At 66.5% G+C, this 21,203-nt stretch carries 22 protein-coding genes; 16 read left to right on the top strand and 6 right to left on the bottom strand.

Annotated features, from left to right (window positions below; all coding sequences use genetic code 11):
• Positions 1–4 precede the first annotated feature (4 nt).
• On the bottom strand, positions 5–1,402 hold the full coding sequence (locus Q8L83_RS15490; RefSeq protein ID WP_305288468.1) for a nodulation protein NfeD: 1,398 nt from the start codon (positions 1,400–1,402) through the stop codon (positions 5–7).
• A gap of 160 nt (positions 1,403–1,562) precedes the next feature.
• Between Q8L83_RS15490 and Q8L83_RS15485 the strand changes: the two genes are divergently transcribed.
• On the top strand, positions 1,563–2,672 hold the full coding sequence (locus Q8L83_RS15485) for an S-(hydroxymethyl)glutathione dehydrogenase/class III alcohol dehydrogenase (protein WP_305288466.1): 1,110 nt from the start codon (positions 1,563–1,565) through the stop codon (positions 2,670–2,672).
• Positions 2,673–2,681: 9 nt separating this feature from the next.
• Complete coding sequence (gene fghA / locus Q8L83_RS15480; RefSeq protein WP_305288464.1) at positions 2,682–3,524, top strand: S-formylglutathione hydrolase; 843 nt, start codon at positions 2,682–2,684, stop codon at positions 3,522–3,524.
• 87 nt (positions 3,525–3,611) lie between these two features.
• Here fghA and Q8L83_RS15475 read toward each other — a convergent pair whose 3' ends face one another.
• The 3 genes from Q8L83_RS15475 to Q8L83_RS15465 form a co-directional block, all read right to left on the bottom strand.
• Positions 3,612–4,103, bottom strand: coding sequence for a hypothetical protein (locus Q8L83_RS15475; protein WP_305288462.1), 492 nt, complete (start codon positions 4,101–4,103; stop codon positions 3,612–3,614).
• A 206-nt stretch (positions 4,104–4,309) separates the two neighbouring features.
• Positions 4,310–4,702: a hypothetical protein gene (locus Q8L83_RS15470; protein ID WP_305288461.1), complete on the bottom strand. Its 393-nt coding sequence runs from the start codon at positions 4,700–4,702 to the stop codon at positions 4,310–4,312.
• A gap of 232 nt (positions 4,703–4,934) precedes the next feature.
• Complete coding sequence (locus tag Q8L83_RS15465; RefSeq protein WP_305288459.1) at positions 4,935–5,405, bottom strand: MarR family winged helix-turn-helix transcriptional regulator; 471 nt, start codon at positions 5,403–5,405, stop codon at positions 4,935–4,937.
• A gap of 239 nt (positions 5,406–5,644) precedes the next feature.
• Here Q8L83_RS15465 and ectB point away from each other — a divergent pair, with 239 nt between their 5' ends.
• The 8 genes from ectB to Q8L83_RS15425 all read left to right on the top strand — a co-directional run bounded on the left by ectB (position 5,645) and on the right by Q8L83_RS15425 (position 14,336).
• Complete coding sequence (gene ectB / locus Q8L83_RS15460) at positions 5,645–7,582, top strand: diaminobutyrate--2-oxoglutarate transaminase (RefSeq protein ID WP_305288457.1); 1,938 nt, start codon at positions 5,645–5,647, stop codon at positions 7,580–7,582.
• A 12-nt stretch (positions 7,583–7,594) separates the two neighbouring features.
• The gene (locus tag Q8L83_RS15455) at positions 7,595–7,987 is read left to right on the top strand and encodes an ectoine synthase (RefSeq protein WP_305288455.1); all 393 of its coding nucleotides are present in this window, start codon (positions 7,595–7,597) and stop codon (positions 7,985–7,987) included.
• 113 nt (positions 7,988–8,100) lie between these two features.
• Entirely contained in the window at positions 8,101–9,024 is a 924-nt protein-coding gene (thpD, locus tag Q8L83_RS15450) for an ectoine hydroxylase (protein WP_305288452.1), read from the top strand.
• Positions 9,024–10,472, top strand: coding sequence for an aspartate kinase (locus Q8L83_RS15445; RefSeq protein ID WP_305288450.1), 1,449 nt, complete (start codon positions 9,024–9,026; stop codon positions 10,470–10,472). Before thpD ends, Q8L83_RS15445 begins: the two co-directional genes overlap by 1 nt.
• 84 nt (positions 10,473–10,556) lie before the next feature.
• Complete coding sequence (locus Q8L83_RS15440) at positions 10,557–12,008, top strand: sodium/proline symporter (RefSeq protein ID WP_305288448.1); 1,452 nt, start codon at positions 10,557–10,559, stop codon at positions 12,006–12,008.
• Between the two features lie 158 nt (positions 12,009–12,166).
• On the top strand, positions 12,167–12,736 hold the full coding sequence (locus Q8L83_RS15435; RefSeq protein WP_305288446.1) for a carboxymuconolactone decarboxylase family protein: 570 nt from the start codon (positions 12,167–12,169) through the stop codon (positions 12,734–12,736).
• A complete protein-coding gene (locus tag Q8L83_RS15430) occupies positions 12,736–13,533 on the top strand; it encodes an SDR family NAD(P)-dependent oxidoreductase (protein WP_305288444.1) in 798 nt (265 codons plus the stop codon). The genes Q8L83_RS15435 and Q8L83_RS15430 overlap by 1 nt, the downstream gene beginning before the upstream one ends.
• 35 nt (positions 13,534–13,568) lie before the next feature.
• Positions 13,569–14,336, top strand: a complete 768-nt coding sequence (locus Q8L83_RS15425) for an SDR family oxidoreductase (RefSeq protein WP_305288442.1) — start codon at positions 13,569–13,571, stop codon at positions 14,334–14,336.
• Between the two features lie 4 nt (positions 14,337–14,340).
• Here Q8L83_RS15425 and Q8L83_RS15420 read toward each other — a convergent pair whose 3' ends face one another.
• Positions 14,341–15,129 carry a M48 family metallopeptidase gene (locus Q8L83_RS15420; protein ID WP_305288440.1) on the bottom strand — a complete coding sequence of 263 codons (789 nt, stop codon included), beginning with the start codon at positions 15,127–15,129 and terminating at the stop codon, positions 14,341–14,343.
• A gap of 136 nt (positions 15,130–15,265) precedes the next feature.
• On the opposite strand from Q8L83_RS15420, the gene Q8L83_RS15415 reads away from it, so the two are divergent.
• From Q8L83_RS15415 to Q8L83_RS15405, 3 genes are all read left to right on the top strand, one after another.
• Positions 15,266–15,757, top strand: a complete 492-nt coding sequence (locus Q8L83_RS15415; protein ID WP_305288438.1) for a hypothetical protein — start codon at positions 15,266–15,268, stop codon at positions 15,755–15,757.
• An 82-nt stretch (positions 15,758–15,839) separates the two neighbouring features.
• Positions 15,840–16,079 carry a hypothetical protein gene (locus Q8L83_RS15410; RefSeq protein ID WP_305288436.1) on the top strand — a complete coding sequence of 80 codons (240 nt, stop codon included), beginning with the start codon at positions 15,840–15,842 and terminating at the stop codon, positions 16,077–16,079.
• Between the two features lie 66 nt (positions 16,080–16,145).
• Positions 16,146–16,313, top strand: coding sequence for a hypothetical protein (locus tag Q8L83_RS15405; protein WP_305288435.1), 168 nt, complete (start codon positions 16,146–16,148; stop codon positions 16,311–16,313).
• 19 nt (positions 16,314–16,332) lie between these two features.
• Here Q8L83_RS15405 and Q8L83_RS15400 read toward each other — a convergent pair whose 3' ends face one another.
• Complete coding sequence (locus Q8L83_RS15400; RefSeq protein WP_305288433.1) at positions 16,333–16,824, bottom strand: VOC family protein; 492 nt, start codon at positions 16,822–16,824, stop codon at positions 16,333–16,335.
• Between the two features lie 243 nt (positions 16,825–17,067).
• Here Q8L83_RS15400 and Q8L83_RS15395 point away from each other — a divergent pair, with 243 nt between their 5' ends.
• From Q8L83_RS15395 to Q8L83_RS15385, 3 genes are all read left to right on the top strand, one after another.
• Positions 17,068–17,655 (top strand): malonic semialdehyde reductase, encoded by a 588-nt coding sequence (locus Q8L83_RS15395; RefSeq protein WP_305288431.1) that lies wholly within the window; start codon positions 17,068–17,070, stop codon positions 17,653–17,655.
• Positions 17,656–17,775: 120 nt separating this feature from the next.
• Positions 17,776–18,528 (top strand): GntR family transcriptional regulator, encoded by a 753-nt coding sequence (locus tag Q8L83_RS15390; RefSeq protein ID WP_305288429.1) that lies wholly within the window; start codon positions 17,776–17,778, stop codon positions 18,526–18,528.
• Between the two features lie 217 nt (positions 18,529–18,745).
• The gene (locus Q8L83_RS15385; protein WP_305288426.1) at positions 18,746–21,130 is read left to right on the top strand and encodes a TonB-dependent siderophore receptor; all 2,385 of its coding nucleotides are present in this window, start codon (positions 18,746–18,748) and stop codon (positions 21,128–21,130) included.
• Positions 21,131–21,203: the final 73 nt, after the last annotated feature.

Here is a 21,203-nt window from a genome sequence, read left to right as displayed (position 1 = left end):
GCCTTCAGGCGGGGTTTTCGGGCTCGACGATGAGGGTGAGGCCGTCGCGGGCGGCGATCCGCACGGGCTGGCCGGGGAGGAGCGGGGCGCTGGAGCGGGCGTGCCAGTCTTCCCCCTGGGCATGGACATAGCCCTGGCCGTCGGCCCAGCTCTGGACCACGCCGGTGGCGCGCAGCAGGGCCTCGGCGCCCGTGGCCACCCCGCCCTTGGCGGCCCGCACGGCGGCGCGCAGGGCGATGCCGACGAAGGCGAGGCTGACGGCGACGGTCGCCAGGATGACATAGGGCGACAGCTTGAAGCCTGGGGTCTCGCGAAACAGCATGACGGAGCCGATCGCCAGACCGACGGCGCCGGCCGCCCCAAACACGCCAAACCCAGGGGCGAAGGCTTCGGCCACCAGGAGGCCGATCCCGAGCAGCATCAGCGCCCCGCCGGCATAGTTCACCGGCAGCATGTTGAGCGCGAAAAGGCCCAGCAGCAGGCAGACCGCGCCTACGGCGCCAGGGCCGACGGCGCCGGGGGACATGAATTCGAAGATCAGGCCATAGATCCCGACCATCAGCAGGATGTAGGCGATGTTCGGGTTGGTGATCACCGCCAGCGCCTGGACCCGCCAGCTGGGGGCCAGGGTCTCGGTGGTGGCGCCAGCCGTCCGGAGCACCCGGGGGTCGCCGTTCAGCATCACCGTGCGGCCGTCGGCCTGGGCGATCAGGTTGTTGAGGTCGCGACTCAGCAGCTCGATCACGCCCTGGTCCAGGGCTTCGGCGGCGGTCAGGGTGGCGGCTTCGCGCACGGCGCGCTCGCCCCATTGCGCGTTGCGGCCCTGAAGTTCGGCCAGGGATCGCATATAGGCCGCCGCGTCATTGGTGACCTTGGCGGTCATGGCGTCGCCCATCGGCGCCTTGGCCTCTTCGCCCTCGTCGGCGTCGGGCTCAGCGGGTGAGAGCGGATTGGAGCCGCCCATCTGGACCGGCGTCGCCGCCCCCAGGTGCGCGCCCGGCGCCATGGCCGCCAGGTGGCTGGCATAGAGAATATAGGTCCCGGCGCTGGCCGCCCGGGCCCCGGCCGGGGTGACAAACACCGCCACCGGGACCGGCGAGGCCAGGATGTCAGCGATGATCTCGCGGGTGGAGGAGTCTAGGCCGCCTGGCGTGTCCATGCGGATGACGGCCAGATCAGCTTCACGGCGGGCCGCCTCTTCCAGACCCTGGCCCAGATATTCGCGGGAGGCGGGGCCGACGGCGCCGTCGAGATCCAGCACCAGCACCAGGGGCGCTGGCCCGGCCGGCGACGGAGCCTGCGCCTGCGCCCATGCCGCGGGCGCCAGGACAAGGCCGAGCCATGCGACGACCAGGACGGCGAGGGCCCGCAAAGCGGACTGTATTGGCCTGGGGCCGGACATGACGGTCTCCCTCGGCGCCCGCGGCCTGACAAGCCGGCCGCTACGGGCTGATGGCCAGCATAACACCGAAGGCGGCGCGTGGGCCGACTTCTCGCCGCTCACGCTTGATCCGGCGAGCGCAAGGCGCCACCAGGAGGCGTCCAACTGAGGGAGCCCCGCCATGAAGACCCGCGCCGCCGTCGCCTTCGAAGCCAAGAAGCCGCTGGAGATCGTCGAACTGGATCTGGAGGGGCCCAAGGCCGGTGAAGTCCTGGTGGAGATCAAGGCCACGGGGGTCTGTCACACCGACGCCTACACCCTGGACGGCCTGGATTCCGAAGGGGTCTTCCCCTCGATCCTGGGGCATGAGGGGGCGGGCGTGGTGGTCGAGGTCGGCGCCGGCGTCACCAGCCTGAAGCCCGGCGATCACGTGATCCCGCTCTACACGCCAGAATGCCGCCAGTGCAAAAGCTGCCTGTCGCGCAAGACCAACCTCTGCACGGCGATCCGCGGGACCCAAGGCAAGGGCGTGATGCCCGACGGCACCAGCCGGTTTTCCTACAAGGGCCAGATGGTCCACCACTATATGGGCTGCTCGACCTTCTCGAACTTCACGGTCCTGCCCGAGATCGCGCTGGCCAAGATCCGGTCCGACGCGCCCTTCGACAAGGCCTGCTACATCGGCTGCGGCGTGACCACCGGCGTGGGCGCGGTGACCAATACGGCCAAGGTGGAGCCCGGCGCCAACGCCGTGGTGTTCGGCCTCGGCGGCATCGGGCTCAACGTCCTGCAGGGCCTGCGGATGGTCGGCGCCTCCATGATCATCGGAGTGGACATCAATCCCGACCGCGAGGAATGGGGCCGCCGGTTCGGCATGACCCACTTCGTCAATCCCAAGGCCCTGGATGGCGACGTGGTCGCCCATCTGGTGGAGATGACCGGGGGCGGCGCCGACTACACCTTCGACTGCACCGGCAATGTCCAGGTGATGCGCCAGGCGCTGGAGGCCTGCCATCGCGGCTGGGGCGAGAGCATCATCATTGGCGTGGCCGAGGCGGGCAAGGAGATCGCCACCCGCCCGTTCCAGCTGGTCACCGGCCGGGTGTGGAAGGGCACGGCCTTTGGCGGGGCCCGCGGGCGCACCGACGTGCCGACCATCGTCGACTGGTACATGAACGGCAAGATCGAGATCGACCCGATGATCACCCACACCATGCCGCTCGAAGACATCAACAAGGCCTTCGATCTGATGCATGCGGGCGAGAGCATCCGCAGCGTCGTGGTCTTTTAGGGGCAGATCATGAGCGTCGAAGTCGTCCAGCAGCATCGCGTCCATGGCGGGACCCTGCGCTATGTCCGCCACCAGAGCGCCGTCACCGGCACGCCCATGCGGTTTTCCCTGTTCCTGCCGGAAGGGGAGGGACCGTTCCCGCTGCTGGTCTGGCTATCCGGCCTGACCTGCACCGAGGACAACTTCACCACCAAGGCCGGCGCCTATGGGGCGGCGGCCGCCCACGGCCTGGCCATCCTGGCGCCGGACACCAGCCCCCGGGGTGACGGCGTGGCCGACGATCCGGCCTACGATTTGGGGCAGGGGGCGGGGTTCTATGTGGACGCCACCCAAGCGCCCTGGGCGCCGCACTTCCAGATGGAGACCTATGTCACCGGCGAGCTGCTGGAGACGGTGGTCGCGGAGTTTCCCATCGCGCGGGAGAAGGTGGGCGTCTCCGGTCACTCCATGGGCGGGCACGGCGCCCTGACGCTGGCCCTGCGCCACCCCGACATCTTCCGCTCGGTCTCGGCCTTCGCGCCCATCTGCTCGCCGACCCGCTGCCCCTGGGGGGAGAAGGCGTTTACCGCCTATCTGGGCGAAGACCGCGCCACCTGGGCGCAGCACGACGCGGCCCGGCTGATCGAGGCCGGCGCCGCCAAGGGCCGCTATGACGACATCCTGGTGGACCAGGGCCTCGCCGACAATTTCCTGGCCGAGCAGCTCAAGCCCGAACTGCTGGAGGCCGCCTGCGCCGCCGCCGGCCAAAAACTGACGCTGCGCCGGCAAGAGGGCTACGACCACTCCTATTTCTTCATGGCCAGCTTCATCGCCGACCACGTGGCCTTCCATGCGGAGAAGCTGAGGGGTTGAGGGGCGGGGGTTACGTGAGCAAAACCCGGCTCACGATCACTTGCCGTGGGTAGCGGAGGTGGCGTGGGGAATCATCGCTGTCGCGTCTTAGTGATCGATTTCAGCTTTGAGAGCAGCATCTCTGTTCCGCTTGCGCTCCGCATTAATCCACATGCGGCCTCTTATGGCCTGAATGGCTACGACCAATCCGACGACGTTGATGAAGAAGCTAAATGGGGTGAGGCGCACCGCGCCAGTCGCCCCCAATAGAGCTTTGTCGGCTGTCTCAGCGATAAGCCAGATCAATACGAAGCAGAGGGCCCACAGCGGCTGTCGAACCCATATTCGCCAACCGATGAAGACGGCCAAAACCAATCCCACAAAGTGGCCGATCTGAGCTGCTGCGCTGGGGTCTTCGCTCCAGAGAGAGACGCCTCCGAAGGCCAAAAGGGCGATGTTCACAACGTAGGTGAAGGCAAGCAGACCCGCACATATTGCGCCGCCATCTCTCGCAAGTGAGTTGGCGTGCTCTTCGTCATTGATCTTGACGAATGGGTTCCAGGAGAATGTTCCGGCCGCTTGCTTCGTTTGATTGGTCATGGGTCCCCCGCGGTTCTCAGCCTGGCAGAGACTTTAGCGGCTGTCGAACGACGTTAGCTGCGGCTTATCCCACCGCTTTTCATCCATGGTTGGCAGTCGGCTCTGCACCCGTTGCGACCATGTGGCCTTGCACGCGAAGCCGTGGAAGGGCTGAGGGTTCGGAGTCCTGTGGCTAGAACCGCGGCTAACGACCACGCCGGTCCTTATCAGGGCGTCCACGAAATCTTCGGGGGAGCCTTGGCGATCGCCATGCTGGCGTCGTTGGCTTCGGCGACGTCGATAACGTGCCGCGGCCAGAACGGGAGTTCGTTCCCCAGCCAGAGGGCGTCGTTTTCAGAGGTCGATGCCGGCTCGTTGTTCAGGACGCCTATGTAGCCATCCTGGGTTCTTCCAGTCACTACGACCCACATGCGTTCGAAGAATTCCGGATTTTCTTCGTCATCGATTGCGATCTTGAAGATGAGCTGCGCAAAATCACCCGGCTCCAGCGCCTCGCGGACCCAGGGCGGCGGGATCTCGAAGCGATCTGGCGCAGCAGCGTGGCGCTGTTCTCCATCGTCAAGCGACCAACCATCGCGATCAAAATCTGGCGCGCGCATCCCGCCTCTCGGTAAAGCCCGGTCGCGAGCATGCGTTTGGTCTCAGTCTTGGACAACCTCTGGCGGGCGTCGCGATCTGCTCTGCGGTTAAGGGCGGGCGCGACCCATCCAAACACACCGCGTCATGCTCGCCCTTGTGGCGAGCATCCCAGTCGAGGGCGGGCGCAAGCGTCGCGAGGGATTCTCGGCACAGGGCCGAGAATGACGTCAGTGGAGTGAGGGCGCCCGCCCCCTAATCCAACGCCCCGACGTCCAGGACCGGCGAGGCGTCGATGCCTTCGGCGTTCAGCAGGGCGGCGACCCGTTCGAGGCCGGCGATGATCGAGGCCTGCTCCCAGTCGGCCAGCTTGTCGAAGCGGGCGGCGAACCGGTCCTGCAGGACGTCGGGCATTTCGGCCAGGGTGCGGCGGCCGTCTGGCGTGAGCTCGATGGAGATCCGCCGTCGGTCTTCGTTGCTGCGGCGACGCACCAGCAGGCCGCGGGCCTCCAGCTTGTCCAGCAGGGCGGTGACCGTGGCCTGGCTCAGCCGGGCCGCCTCGGCGATGGCGCCGGCGCCGGGCTCGCCCTCTCTCGCCACGATCTGCATGACAATCAGCTGCGACGGCGTCAGTCCGGTGCTGCGCGCCAGATCGCGGGAGGCGAATTCGGCGGCCCGCACAATCCGACGGATCGCCACCAGGGCGTCACTGACGCGACCTTCCATCGTGAGTCCCCAAGGGTTCGCTGAGTCTTTGCAGCGCTGTGATCCTCCAGATGCCGAGGGGACGCAAGCGTCGCGAACGCCCAGGATCGCAATGATTTGAAGTGCAAACGAATCGGCGGCGCGAATTCTCAGTCACCTGCATCTTTTTCCCGCGAATGCCCGGAACCATACGCATTTCGATGCGTAATCCCTGGGCAGTCGGGGTTGACATAGTTAGTTTAACGAACCAAATAGCCGCCATGGAAATTCAGAGCTTTCAGCCGATGACCGGGGGGCCGGGCATCGCCGAGCGCTCGGGGGGTGAATTGGACTTCGCAGCGCCCAGCGCCGCGGATGGTCCCGCCGTTCACGCCCTGATCGCCGCGTGCCCGCCGCTCGACCAGAACTCCGTCTATTGCAACCTGCTGCAATGCACCCAGTTCGCCGACACCTGCGTGGCGGTGAAGCGGGACGGGCGGCTGGTGGGCTGGGTCTCCGGCCACCGTCCCCCGGAAGAGCCTGACGTGCTCTTCGTCTGGCAGGTGGCCGTCGCCGCCGAAGCCCGCGGCCTGGGGCTCGCGGGCCGCATGATCTCTCACATTCTCGAGCGCCCTGCGTGCGAGGGCGTGAGCCGGATCAAGACCACGATCACCCCGGACAATGCGGCCTCCTGGGGCCTCTTCAAGGGGCTCGCCCGCAAGCTGTCGGCGCCGCTCAGCGATGCGCCCTGGTTCCTCAAGGACCAGCATTTTCCGTCCGGGCACGACACCGAACACCTGGTCACCATCGGGCCGTTCGATCCGCCTCACGGCCTGGCGACCATTCCGCGCCGCCCTGCGGCCCAAACCCATTCACTGACCCGACCCAAAGGAAGGGAAATCAAGATGTACGACGCCGAAACCCAGCCCCGAGAGCCGCGCCCCTTCGCCACCTTCGAGCGGATGGAGTCGCAGGTGCGCTCCTATTCGCGCAGCTTCCCCGCCGTCTTCGACCGCGCCGAGGGCTCGTGGCAGTACGACAGCCAGGGCAAGGGCTATATCGACTTCCTGACCGGCTGCTCGGTGCTGAACTATGGCCACAACCATCCGGCCATGAAGCGCGCCCTGCTCGACTACATCGAGAGCAATGGCGTCGTTCACAGCCTGGACATGCACTCCCGCGCCAAGGCGGAGTTCCTTGAGGCGCTGGAGGGCAAGATCCTCAAGCCGCGGAAGATGAACTACCGCGCCCAGTTCACCGGCCCCACCGGCGCCAACGCCGTCGAGGCGGCCCTGAAGCTGGCGCGCAAGGTGACCGGGCGGACCAATGTCATCGCCTTCACCAACGGCTTCCATGGGGTGACCCTGGGCGCCCTGGCCGCCACCGGCAACAGCCATCACCGCACCGGCGCCCACTTCCCCTTAAGCGGCGTGACCCGCATGCCCTATGACGGCTATTTCGGCGACGGCGTCGACACCGCCGCCCAACTCGACCAGATGCTGAGCGATCCGTCCGGCGGCGTCGACAAGCCGGCCGCCATCATCGTCGAAGTGGTCCAGGGCGAGGGCGGTCTGAACGTCGCCTCGGCCGAATGGCTGCGCAAGGTGGAGAAGCTCGCCCACAAGCACGGCGCCCTCTTCATCGTCGACGACATCCAGGCCGGCTGCGGCCGCACCGGCAGCTTCTTCAGCTTCGAAGGCATGGGCCTGAAGCCCGACATCGTCACCATGGCCAAGTCCCTGTCGGGCATGGGCCTGCCGATGGCGCTGGTGCTGGTGAAGCCGGAGTTCGACCAGTGGAAGCCGGGCGAGCACAACGGCACCTTCCGGGGCAATTGCCACGCCTTCGTCACCGCCAAGGCCGCCATCGACACCTTCTGGTCCGACGACAGCTTCGCCGCCGACATCCAGAAGAAGGGCGAGCGCCTGCGCAAGCGCCTGCGGGAGATCGCGCTTCAGAACCGCAGCGTGGTCAAGGGCGTGAAGGGCCGCGGCATGATGTGCGGCCTGGACGTGGGCTCGAGTGAGGTGTCCGACCCTGTGGTCGATGAGGCCTTCAAGCGCGGCCTGATCATCGAAACCAGCGGCGCCCATGACCAGATCCTGAAGATCCTGGCGCCCCTCAACATCACCGACGCCGACCTCGACGCCGGCCTCGATATTCTTGCTGACTGTGTGGCCGAAGTGGCTGAGCGCCAGGCGCTCGGTTCGGCGGCCTAAAGGAGTTCAAACATGATCGTTCGTGACCTGAATGAAGCCAATCAGACCCGCCGTCGCGTGGTCTCCAAGGGCTGGGAAAGCACCCGTCTCCTGCTGAAGGACGACAATATGGGTTTCTCCTTCCACCTGACAACCATCTACGAGGGCGCCGAGCTGCCCATGCATTACCAGAACCATCTGGAGTCGGTTTACTGCGTCTCTGGCGAAGGCTCGATCGAAGACCTGGCCACCGGCAAGGTTCATCCCATCAAGCCCGGCGTCATGTACGCCCTCGACAAGCACGACAAGCACGTGCTGCGGGCCAAGAGCGAGATGAAGATGGCCTGCGTCTTCAATCCGCCGCTGAACGGCCTGGAAGTCCACGACGACACGGGCGCCTACCCCTTGGAAGCCGAAACCGTCTGAGGCGCGCCGGCGCCGGTCCGTTCGGGGCCGGCGCTGGACCCCCTTTACCATGAGCCCGCCCCCGGCGCCGAGATGGCCGCCGGGGTGGGACCAGAGGCGAAAGGAAGCCTTTCATGACCGACCTTTATCCCTCGCGGGTCGCTGACCAGCCGACGTGGCTGGAACGCAAGGATCCCGTGATCCACAGCCCGTGGCGCTATGAGTCGCCGCTGAGCCAGGCGCAGCACGAAGCCTTCGAGCGTGATGGCTTTCTGGTGCTGCAGAACGTCTTCGAAGCCGACGAAATCGCCGCCCTTCAGGCCGAGATGAACCGTCTGCGCGGTCTGCCGGAGTCCATCGATCCCGAGACCGTCGTGGCGGAGCCATCGTCGGGCGCGGTGCGATCGATCTTCGCCATCGATCGACAGAGCGCCCTGATCGGGCGGCTGGCGGCCGACGAGCGGCTGGTCTCCATCGCCAACCATATCCTGGGCGACGAGGTCTACCTCCATCAGACCCGGCTGAACTACAAGCCGGGCTTCGACGGCAAGGAGTTCTACTGGCACTCCGATTTCGAGACCTGGCACACCGAGGATGGCATGCCGCGGATGCGCGCCATCTCCATGTCGGTGCAGCTGGTGGACAATTTCGAGTTCAACGGGCCGCTGATGCTGATGCCCGGCTCGCACAGGACCTTCGTCACCTGCGTCGGCGAGACGCCGGAGGATCACTACAAGGAATCCCTGCGCAAGCAGGAGTACGGGGTGCCCGACCGTGACAGCCTGGCCAAGCTGGCTGAGCAGCACGGCATCGTGGGGCCCACCGGGCCGGCGGGCTCGGTGGTGATCTTCGACTGCAACACCATGCACGGGTCGAACGGCAACATCACGCCGTTCCCCAGGGCCAACGCCTTCATGGTCTACAACGCCTGGACCAACCGCCTTGTCGCGCCCTTCGGCGCGGAGCGACCGCGGCCGGAGTTCATCGCTGCGCGAGACCATGTGAAAAAGCTGGTCCCGATCTCCGGGAGCCTGGCCCAACAGGTGAGGGCGGCCTGATGAGCGGACATACAGTCGAGAAGATCGGCGGCACGTCGATCTCAAACACCGATGCGGTGCTGGGCAATATCCTGATCGCCGACCGCAGAGGGCCAGCGCTCTACGGCCGCATCTTCGTGGTGTCGGCCTATGCCGGCATGACCAACCAGCTGCTGGAGCACAAGAAGACCGGCACGCCGGGGGTCTATGCGCTGTTCGCCGGCGCCTCGGCCATGGAGGCGTCGGCCTGGCTCGACGCCCTGGCTCGCGTGCAGGCCGACATGCTCGCCATAAACGCCGATCGGTTTGGCGACACCGAAGATCGCAAGCCGGCTGACGCGTTTATCATGGCGCGCATCGAGGACGCCCGCTCGGCGCTCACCGATCTGCAGCGCCTGTGTGCCCATGGTCATTTCCGCCTGGACACCCAGCTCGGTGCGGCCCGCGAGATGCTCGCCTCTCTCGGCGAGGCGCACAGCGCCAACAACCTGACGCTCGAACTGCGGCGCCGCGGGGTGAACGCCCGCTTTGTCGACCTGACGGCCTGGCACGACAAGCGCCCCCTCACCCTGGACGAGCGCATCCAGGACGCCTTCGAAGGTGTGGACGTCACCCGCGAGCTGCCGATCGTCACCGGCTTCGCCCAGCGCCGCGAGGGGCTGATGCGCGAGTTCGGCCGTGGCTACAGCGAGGTGGTGTTCAGCCGCGTCGGCGTGCTGACCGGCGCCAAGGAAGCGATCATCCACAAGGAGTTCCACCTCTCCAGCGCCGACCCGAACCTGGTCGGCCAGGATGCGGTGCGAAAGATAGGCCGGACCAACTATGACGTGGCCGACCAGCTGGCCAATCTGGGCATGGAGGCCATCCATCCCCGCGCCGCCCGCGGCCTGCGCCACGCTGGCATCCCGCTGATCGTCAAGAACACCTTCGAGCCTGAGGATCAGGGCACCTCCATCTGCGCCGACTTCGTCTCCGAAACCCCGCGCGTTGAGATCATCGCCGGCATGAAGGGGGTGACGACCCTGGAACTGCTGGAACAGGACATGGTGGGGGTGAAGGGCTACGACGCCGGCATCCTCGAGGTGCTGTCGCGGCACAATGTGCGGATCGTGTCCAAGGCCTCCAACGCCAACACGATCACCCACCATCTCGACGCCAATCCCAAGCAGGTGAAGCGGGTGATCGCCGACCTTGAGGAGATGTTCCCCAATGCGGCGGTCTCCACCCGCAAGGTGGCTATCGTGGCGGCGATCGGCAGCGATCTGAACGTGCCCAACCTGACCAGCCGGGCCACCCTGGCGCTGGGGGAGGCGGGGGTCGAAATCCTCGGTCTCCAGCAGCTGTCCCGTCGGGTGGACATCCAGTTCGTGGTGGCGGAGGATCGGTATGACGCCGCCGTCACCGCGCTCCATCGACGTCTTGTCGAAGAGGACGACGCCCTAGCCCGTCCCCTGCGAAGCGCAGCCTAAGCGCTCTTTTTCAGCCCGCGGCCTCATCGCCGCGGGCCTTTCGCATTTTTGATCTGCCATTTTCCCATCTTCTAGGCCTGCCCCATGACCATGATCGTCTTCCTGCTCTGTCTGGCCGCCTTTGTCGGGATTGGCCTGGCCTCGGTGCGCAAGGCTCAGGCCTCCAAGAAGGACTACTACCTCGCCAGCAGCAGCGTACATCCGGCCATGGCCGGCCTGTCGGCGGTGGCGACCAACAATTCCGGCTACATGTTTATCGGGGTGATTGGGTTCACCTATGCGACCGGCTTGGCGGCGATCTGGTTGATGATCGGCTGGATTCTGGGCGACTTCCTGGCGTCGATCTTCATTCACCGTCGCCTTCGCGAGGTCACCGAGACGTCGGGGCAGGTCTCGTTCGGGGCTGTGGTCGCCAACTGGTCGGGGCAGGACTTTGGTTTGTGGCGCAAGATCGCCGCGGTCATCGCCGTGGTCTTCCTCGGCGCCTATGCCGCCGCCCAGATCGCCGCGGGCGGCAAGGCGCTGCAAGGGGTGCTGGGCTGGACGCCGCAGACCGGGGCCATGATCTCGGCGGCCCTGATCCTGGCCTACAGCGCGGTCGGCGGCATTCGCGCCTCGATCTGGACCGACGCAGCCCAGTCGCTCGTCATGATCTTCGCCATGACCATGCTGCTCTGGGTGGCGGTCGCCGGGCGGGGCGGGTTCGACATCACCTATATGGAAATGGCCGCCATTCCGGGCTTCCTCGATCTCTTCCCGGCCGACCTGCTGTTCCCGGGCTTCCTGGGCATGGCCCTGTTTGTCGCCGGTTGGATGTTCGCCGGCGTGAGCGTCATCGGCCAGCCGCACGTCATGGTCCGCTTCATGGCCTTGAAGAACGCTGACGACATGGCCGCGGCCCGGGGCTGGTACTATGGCTACTTCACCCTCTTCTATCTCCTGGCCACGGGCGTCGGCCTGATGTCGCGGCTCTATCTGCCGGACCTCGGCGCGCTCGATCCTGAGCTCGCCCTGCCGACGATGGCGGTGGAGCTGTTGCCGGCGGCCCTGGTCGGTGTGGTCCTGGCCGGCATCTTTGCGGCCACCATGTCCACCGCCGACTCCCTGGTGCTGGCCTGCTCGGCGGCGATCACCAGCGACCTGGCCGGCGGCCGGATCCAGAGGCCGTGGATCATGAAAATGGTCACCGCAGCCGTGACCATCATGGCCCTGCTGTTCGCCCTCAGTGGTTCGCGCAGCGTGTTCAGTCTGGTGATCCTGGCCTGGTCCACACTCGCCTGCGCCTTTGGTCCGCTGATGATCGTCCAGTCCCTGGGCCGGCGTCTGAACCAGCCCACGGCCATTGCCCTGATGTTGGGCGGCGTGGCCATCGCCTTCCTCTGGCGGATGCAGGGATGGCACGAGCAGGTCTATGAAGGTCTGCCGGGCATCCTGATCCCGACGCTCATTGGCCTGGCGATCAGCCACAAGGCGCCGGCGAAGGTCGCTGCCCAGGACACTGCGGCCAGCGAGGTTGCGCCGTCGCCCCAGGCCTGAGCCCCCCGGGCCATGCCGTGTTGACCCGGGCGCGCACTCCATCCCATGACTGGGGCGGAGCGCGCGCCTGCCGCCGCCCTGAGCACACCGGAACCTAGAAATCCGGGGCCAAGGGTGCGATGTCGGGGCGCCGCAGGCAACGATCGGAGGACGACCCCATGCGCCTGGCCAAGCCCAGAATCGAACCCCTCGCCGACAAGGACATGGACGCCGACCAGCGCGAGCTGCTGGCGCCCATGGCTGAGCGGGGGAGGGTGCTGAACATCTTCCGCACCCTGGTGCGAGAGCCCAAGGCGATGAAGGGCTTCATGGGATGGGGCAACTACATCCTGTCGCGCAGAAACGGCCTGTCGGCCCGTGACCGCGAGCTCGTCATCCTGCGCATCGGCTTCCTTTGCCGCTCGGGCTACGAGTGGACCCAGCATGTGCCGATCGGCAAGCAGGCCGGCCTGACCGACGAAGAGGTCGCCCGCATCAAGCAGGGTCCGGACGCCGAGGGCTGGAGCCCCGCAGATGCGGCCCTGATCCGGGCGGCCGACGAACTGCACCATGACCAGTTCATCACCGATGCGACGTGGAAGGCGCTGGACGCCCATTTCAGCGACAAGCAGAAGATGGACGTGGTGTTTTCCGCCGGCCAGTACACCCAGGTCTCGATGATGCTGAACAGCTTCGGCGTTCAGCTGGACGAGGGCCAGACCCTCGATCCCGACCTGAAGGGCTTCTGATGGGACGGCTCGACGGCAAGACCGCAGTCATTTGCGGGGCCGGCCAGACGCCGGGCCAGACCATCGGCAACGGGCGGGCCATGGCGGTCCTGTTCGCCCGCGAAGGCGCCCGCGTCCTCTGTGTCGACCGGGTGGCCGAGCGCGCCCAGGAGACGGCGGACATGATCACCGCCGAGGGCGGGGAGGCCCATGTGCTGGCCGCCAACATCGCCAGGGCTGACGGCGCCGAGGCGGTCATCACCGCGGCGGGTGAGACCTTGGGGCGCCTCGATATCCTGGTGAACAATGTGGGGATCGGCGGCGGCGACGGGCCGGCCCACAAGGTCGAGGAAGACGCCTTCGACCGCATTCTGGCGGTCAATCTCAAGGGCGCCTGGCTGACCAGCAAGGCCGCCATCCCCCTGATGCGGGAGCAGGGCGGCGGGGCGATCGTCAACATCTCGTCCCTGGCCTCGCTGGCCGGCGGGACCCAGGTGGCCTACGAGGTCTCCAAGGCCGCCATGAACCGCCTGACCACCAGCATCGCCCAGTCGAACGCCAAGTACGGGGTCCGCTGCAACGCCATCCTGCCCGGCCTGATGGACACCCCCATGGCCGTGGCCGGCATCGCCCAGGCCACGGGCCAGGATGTCGAGGCCGTTCGCCAGGCGCGCGGCGCACGCGTGCCCCTCGGAGCCAAGATGGGCACGGCCTGGGACACCGCCTATGCGGCCCTGTTCCTGGCCAGCGATGAGGCCGCCTTCATCACCGGCGTGCTGCTGCCGGTGGACGGCGGCATGTCCAGCCGCATCGGCTGACCGATTTCATTTCCAGCAATTTTCAGGAGCGCGTTTTGAAGAACCTGTTCAGCGTCGAGGGTAAGGTCGTCCTCGTAACCGGCGGCAGCCGCGGCATCGGCGAGATGATCGCCCGCGGCTATGTGGAAAACGGCGCCAAGGTCTATATTTCGTCCCGCAAGGCCGATGTCTGCGACCGGGTGGCCGAGGAGCTGTCGGAGTACGGGACCTGCATCTCGCTGCCCTTCGACCTGGGCGGCATGGAAGGCATCGAGGGCCTGGCCAATGCCGTCAAGGAACGGGAAAGCCGCCTGGACGTGCTGGTGAACAATGCCGGGGCCACCTGGGGCGCGCCGATCGACGACTATCCCGAGGACGGCTGGGACAAGACGGTCGACCTGAACGTGAAGTCGATCTTCTTCCTGACCCAGAAGCTTCTGCCCCTGCTGCGGGCGGCGTCCACGGCGGAGAATCCGGGCCGGGTGATCAACATCGCCTCGGTCAACGGCATCGAGCCGCCGGCGCTCGAGACCTACGCCTATTCCACCTCGAAGGCCGGCTGCATCATGCTGACCCGCCATCTGGCCAAGCGGCTGGCGCCCGAGCACATCCTGGTCAACGCCATCGCGCCTGGACCCTTCCCGTCGAAGATGATGGCCGCGACCCTGGCCCAGGCCGGCGACGCCATCGCCAAGAGCAATCCCCGGGGCCGGATCGGCCAGCCGGAGGACATCGCCGGCGTGGCGATCTTCCTGAGTAGCCGGGCCTCAGCCTATACGACGGGCGCCGTGGTGCCCTGCGACGGCGGCTCCGCCGAGTTCTAAGTCCTCAGGAATAGCCGCGCGTGGCGATGTAGGCGTCCAGCTGCTGGACACGCGCGGCGTCCGAGGGGTGGGTCGAGAGGATGGCCGGCGTGCTGGAGCCGCCGCGGGCCGCCATCCGCCGCCAGAGGTTCACCCCGCGCTTGGCGCTGAAGCCGGCGCGAACCATCAGATCAAGCCCAATGCGGTCGGCCTCCAGCTCGTGCTGGCGCGAGTGGGGCATCAGGACGGCGACCTGCAGGGCTGGGCCGGCGTAACGGCCGAGGCTCTGGGCGATGCCGCCCTCTGCATTCTGGGTCGCCGCGCCGACAATGCCGGCGCCCACCTGAGCCAGGGCCGATTGCGAATAGCGCTCGGCGGCGTGATTGGCCATCACATGGGCGACCTCATGGCCAAGCACCGCGGCCAGCTCGTCGTCATTGGCCACGAAGGCCATCATCCCCGACGTCACGCCCACCTTGCCGCCCGGCAGGACGAAGGCGTTGATCGAGCTGTCTTCGAACACCGCATATTCCCAGGCCTGCCCGCCCAGGCCCGAAGCGCCGACGATCTGGCCGCCGATGCGGCGCAGGCGGGCGTTGGCCGCGGCGTCGGTCGAGACCTTCGAAGTCTGCTTCATCTGAGACCAAGCCTGCGCGCCTTGCTGCGACAGGGCGCCCGGATCGACCAGCAGCACCTGTTGGCGGCCGAGGCTTTCATTGTAGCTGCACGCGGCCAGGCTCGCGGGGAGCAGGATGGCGCCGGCCACGGCCAGGGCGCGAATTGGACGCAGGGTGCGGAATCTGACGGCAGGCATCGGCGGTCTCCCCTTGGACAGCTTCACGTTAGCCCAAGAACGCACCAATCGCGAAGAAGTCCCGTCTTGTCGTTTGACGCCCACCGCCGGGAGGATTATCGCTATTAAGAACTAGTCGCAATAATGGAGACTCGCCATGGCTGATGATGCGTCCGCGCTCGCCCAACTGAGCGACAGCGGTCCTCTGGGCCTGACCCGTGGCGAGCAGGTGCTGCTGGCGGGACTGCGCCTGTGGGCGGGCCTGCGTCTGTCGGGCGAGGCGCCCCAGGCGAGCGTCCGACAATTGATGGCCGAGCAGGTGAGCGACAGGGCCGGGGCGATCTTCGTGGCGATGATGGAGAGCCTGGAGCGCCAGACGCGCCGGCCCGTGGAAATCCGCTGCGGCCCCTGCGCCGGATATGCTCAGGACGAGCAGCGCCTGATCGTGGCCTGTGGCGTGTCTCGGGTGGATATGGCGACGGCCCGCGCGCTTCTGACGCCCCTGGTGATGCAGCCTGAGCCGGTGGCGATCTTCGCCCGGGCCCTGAATATGGTGCTGAGCCATGAAGGACTGGAGATGCCGGCGCGTCTGTTCGATGCGCCTTTTCCGCCGGGTCCAGGGATCGTCCCCTCTGTGACCCTTCACTAGGGGGCGCGCGTCTAAGGACCCATTCCCGCCACGGGCCTGTGGGATGTCGGGACTCCCTTCAGAAGCTTTCGGAGAGTCCCCCATGGCCCGCCTGAGAACCCTGTTCGCCCTTGGCCTGACTGCATCCCTGGCGGCGGCGACCGCCCAGGCCGCCGAGGGCCGCCTCATCCATCCGGCCGACACCGACAAGGACGATCGCATCAGCCGCCAGGAGTGGGTGGCCTACAAGCTGCCGGCGGCCGAGTTCGACAAGGCCGACACCAACGGCGATGGCCTGATCAACGGGCCGGAATTCGTGGCCTGGAGGCAAGCCCAGGGCTAGCAACGCCCTTTCGGGGAACGGTCTGGCCCAGCGTCGCGTTCACAAGCTCAAGCTTGGAGACGACACATGTTGAAATGGGCCGGCATCTTCCTTCTGATCATGATCGCCGCGGCGATTATCGGCCTGTTGATCGAGGCGGTGCGGATCATCGCCTGGGCGCTGTTCGTCATCTGCCTGGTCGGCTTCTTCCTCACCGGCGGCTGGAAGTATCTGGCCCGCGGGCGGGACCGCTAGCCCCGCCCGCGCCCTGTCCCTATTCCCGCGTGTAATGGTCAGGGATGACCGGCTCAGGCCCCGCCTTGCCCCACAGGACGATCTCATTGCCCCAGGGATCGCGGAAGGCATGGTTGAAGCCATTGAACTCCGACCAGTAGTGGTCGCGCCAAAGGATGGTGGCGCCGCGGGCCTCAGCCTCGCCGAGGATGCGCTCTGGCGTGTCGTCATCGCTGATCAGCACCCAGATGCGGGGCTTGCGCCCCTCCTGGCTGGCGGCGCGGGGGGCCACGCCCTCGGGGTCCGGGTGGGGCCGCGCATTGGCGTTCTTGAAGATGCCCAGATGCAGATTGCCGATCTGGCTGTCGGATCCATCCGGATTGCGGAACTGACCGCCGGGCACCATCCGGTGATACAGGCCCTCGGGCCGCGCGTCGTTCTGCCAGCCGAACACCGCGGCATAGAAGGCGCCGGCGGCGGACGGGTCGTCTGCGGCCAGATCGACGAAGATCAGGGTGTTGGGATAGCCCACGGGAACTCCTCTTCATTATACAGGCCGGCGACCCAGGCTGGCGCCCGCTGAGTCGGACCGTAGTGGTCGGCGCCGGGCGGTTCTTGTCCGCGCGCGCACGAGCGCTTGCTTGGCTGCGCGTCGCCCAGAGGATGGGCGGCGTTCTGAAATTTTACTGGAAATGTGCAAAAGGACTGGTCACACCGCCGCCTACGCCTCCAGTGTAGACCCCAACTTCGCCATTAGACGCCTTCAGGAGTTCCCGTGCCGGACCTTGCCGACCCCGCCCTCGACCAGCTGTTTCGCCAGGCCCGCACCCAGAACGCCTGGGCCGATACGCCTGTCCCCGAGGCGACGATCCGCCGGCTCTATGATCTGCTGAAATGGGGGCCGACCTCGGCCAATTGCGGGCCTGGACGTTTTGTCTTCGTCCAGTCGGCCGAGGCCAGGGAAAAGCTTGCGCCGCATCTCTCCAGTTCCAACCGGAGCAAGGCCATGGCCGCGCCGGTCTGCGTCATCGTCGCCTACGACCTGGATTTCGCCGAACAGCTGCCGAAGCTGTTTCCCCACGACCTGACGGCGAAGCACTGGTTCAGCGATCCGGCGGTTCAGCTGGAGACGGCGTTCCGGAATTCCAGTCTTCAGGGCGCCTATCTGATCATGGCGGCCCGCAGCCTGGGCCTGGACTGCGGTCCCATGTCGGGCTTCGACAAGGCCGGGGTGGATGAGGCCTTCTTCAGCGGCACCTCCTGGCGGTCCAACTTCCTGGTGGCGCTGGGGCAGGGGAAGCCCGAGGGGGTCTTCCCACGAAACCCGCGGCTCGATTTCGATGAGGCCTGCCAGATTCTCTAGATAGGGCGACCTCCCTCCTGCGCTGGCCGGGCCTGAAATTTCAGACTAGACCAGGGTGGCGAACTGGCCCTGGAGAGGCCGGCGCTGGAGGAAGGACAAGGCGTGTTGCGGAGTTTGAACGTGAATCCTGATGCGCAAGGTCGCGACCCGGGCACGGGCGGCATCATCGCCGCCAGCGGGGAATGGTCGCCTGAGCTGCAGAAGGCGCGCGCCTATGAACAGATTCTCCTGGACATCATCCTGGGGGACCTCCCCCCCGGCGCCCGCCTGGACGAGCAGGCCCTGACCCGACGCTACAGCACCGGCCTGGCCGGGGTGCGCGACGCCCTGGGGCGCCTGGCGCTTGAGGGCATGGTGGTCCGCCGGTCCCGCGCCGGGACCACCGTCTCGCCCCTGGACCTGGTCGATCTGCGCGAAGGCTATGAGGCCCGCGCCCTTATAGAGCCCCACTGTGCGGCCATGGCGGCGAAGAACGCCACGCCGGAAGAGATCGCGCAGATCGCCTCGACCTTCGACGACGCCGAGCGCGCCGACCGGGAGCAGGACCGCCGCGCCCTGATCGCCATGGATCAGCGCTTTCATGCCCTGATCGCCCGGGCCAGCCGCAACGCCGCCCTGGCCCGGATCCTGATCCCCCTGCAGCACAAGGCCGCGCGCTTCTGGGTCTATTCCATGGGCGCCACCACCCAGGAAGAGCGTCTGGCCGACATCTGCCAGCACCGGGCCGTGGCCCATCGGATCGCCGAGCGCGACGCTGAGGGCGCGCGGGCGGCGATGATTCTGGTCCTGGGAACCATGCCCCAGACCGTGAAGCGCTCCCTCACCAACTGGGGCGAGGAAGACGCGCATTCGGCGAGCCCGGGCCTGGCCTGAGCGCCTTCCGGTTGAGCCGTCTTGGCGGCGTGACCCGCATCTGGGCGCCGCACTGCAAAATTTGAACGCCGGACGGGCGCCCCTGAAATTCCGTCTGAAATGTCACGGGACATTTTTGACGCGGCGCGGCTCTCGCGAGAACCTGTCTTCAAGAGGCGCGCGGACGCGGGGATAACCGCCACCCGGCGGAGGGTCCGCGACCTCGGATGAGGGCGATATGTCTAAGAGACTTCTTTTGGTTGCGGGCGCCTCCCTGTCCGCTCTGATGGCGACCCCAGGGATGACCTGGGCCCAGACCGACATGATCGACGAAGTGGTGGTCACAGCCCGCGACAAGACGGGCCTTCTGGAGAAAGACCCCAGCAACAGCGTCTTCGGTCTGGACAAGGCGCTGATCGAAACGCCGCGTTCAGCGAGTTTCGCCAGCGATGTGACTCTTGAGCGCTACGGCATCGAGTCCATCGACGACCTGACATCGATTTCGCCGGGCACCTATACGGCCAGCTTCTATGGCGTGGCCGGCGCCCTCAATATTCGGGGCACCCTGGCGGAGAACTATTTCCGCGGCTTCAAGCGGATCGAAAACCGCGGCACCTATTCGACGCCGATCGCCAATGCGGCGCAGATCGAGATCGTCCGCGGCCCGCCGACGCCGATCTATGGCGCGGGCAAGGTGGGCGGCATGCTCAACTTCGTGCCGAAGTCCGGCCGGATGGAAGGGGAGTACATCTCCGAAATCTCCGGCGAGGCGGACATCACCGTGGGCTCATACGCCCGCAAGGAAATCTCTGGCCAGATCGCCATCCCCCTGAACTTCGGGACGACGGAGGGGGGCTTGAGCCTCTATGCCCAGGCCGAGAATTCCGACAGCTTCTATCGGGGGATCTCGCCGCGGCGGGAGATCATCCAGGCTTCGGTGGACTTCGATCTCGGCGGCGGCTGGCGCACCGCATTCGGCGGCATGGCCTTCCACTCTGACGGGGATGTCCAGACGCCGGGCTGGAACCGCCTGACCCAGGACCTGATCGACAATCAGACCTACATCACCGGCCGCGACACGAGCCTCACCGACGCCAATGGCGACGGCAAGCTGACTCCCAATGAGATCGGCTTCTATCCCTACGCCTCGGCCATGTACCTGGCCTATTACGGCTTCCCGCAGACCGACGCCAAGCACACCCTGGATACCGGCGTCGGCACGACCAAGCTCGATCCGCGGACCGTCTATATCAGCGACGCCGACTTCTCGAACACCTGGACCCGCACGGGCTATGTCGACCTGATCAAGGACTTCGACAACGGCTCGGCCCTGAAATTCCAGCTGTTCTACGACGAGCTGAAGAACAAGCGCTTCGTGTCCTACGGCTATCCGGCCCAGTTCGACTCCCAGGTCGGCGAGGCCCGGGTGACCTATGACTTCGATTACGACATGGGCATGGTGACGTCGAAGTCCTTTGTCGGCGCGTCGTACCGGGCGTTCGACGGCCGCCGGCGGGAGAGCTTCAACTCCGGCCTTATCGCGCTCGATCGCCGCGATATCGCCTTCGGCGCCACGCCGACCGACATCATCGACGATCCGTTCTCGCCGGAGACCTATGGCCTTCAGTGGGAGAACGACAACAGCACGACCTGGAGCCAGGCGGGCGTCTTCCTGACCTCCGACATCTTCATCGGCGAGCGCCTCAACCTTATGATCGGCGGCCGCTACGACAACTATGAGGTGGAGTCCGAGGACACCGGCCTGGTCAGCTATCAGCCGGCGGGCAAGTTCGAGGACAGCCAGGGGAAGGGGACCTACACCGTCTCGGCCACCTATCAGTTCGACTTCGGCCTGATGCCCTACATCACCTATGCCGAATCCTCGGCCCTGGAGATGAGCCAGGCCGGCGACATCGCACCCTCCCTGGTGCAGAGCGACGCCTGGCTGTCGGACTCCGATCTCGCCGAGGCCGGCGTGAAGTTCCAGCTGCTGCAGGGCACCCTGGTGGGCTCGATCGCCGGCTATCGGCAGAACCGCACCCAGCTCACCGGCGGCCCGAACCCGACGGTCCGGGGCAGCCGCTCCAAGGGCGTCGAGATGGAGGTCCGCTACCTGGCGACGGAGAACCTCTCCTTCACCTTCGCCGGCAACTCGCAGCGCACGACGATCAAGGGGCCGGACGCCAGCTTCGCCTACATCCCCTACTATGTGACCGGGGTCGATCCGGTGAACGCCTTCGGCGGCACCTATGTGGTGTGGGAATTCTCCAGCCTGCCGGGCCGGGGCGGCGACTACGCCTACACCCTGATCCCGCGCACCGTGCTCAGCCTCTATGGCAGCTACACCAGCGAGGAGTACGACTGGGGCCAGGTCGGCGGCGTCTTCGGGGCCACCTATGTGAGCGAGACCTCGCAGACGGTGGAGAACCCGATCACCTATCCGGAATACACCACCGCCAACCTGTCGATGTTCTATCGCCGCGGTCCGTTCCAGGCTTCGGTGAATGTCGATAACGTCTTTGACGAGCTGTTCTTCACGCCGGCTGCCGACTCCTACGCCAATCTGGCCGCTCTGCCCGGCAAGGGGCGCGAGTGGCGTCTGACCCTGAAACGCTCGTTCTGATCTTCACACTCGCCGGCGGCTCCGGGCGTCGGCGGGTGACGCTCCTGGACGTGAGAGCTTCAATCTCCGGGTT

Origin of the sequence: Phenylobacterium sp., from assembly GCF_030680185.1 — a bacterium.
GTDB lineage: Bacteria > Pseudomonadota > Alphaproteobacteria > Caulobacterales > Caulobacteraceae > Phenylobacterium.
This window is presented reverse-complemented; position numbering and strand designations above follow the sequence as displayed.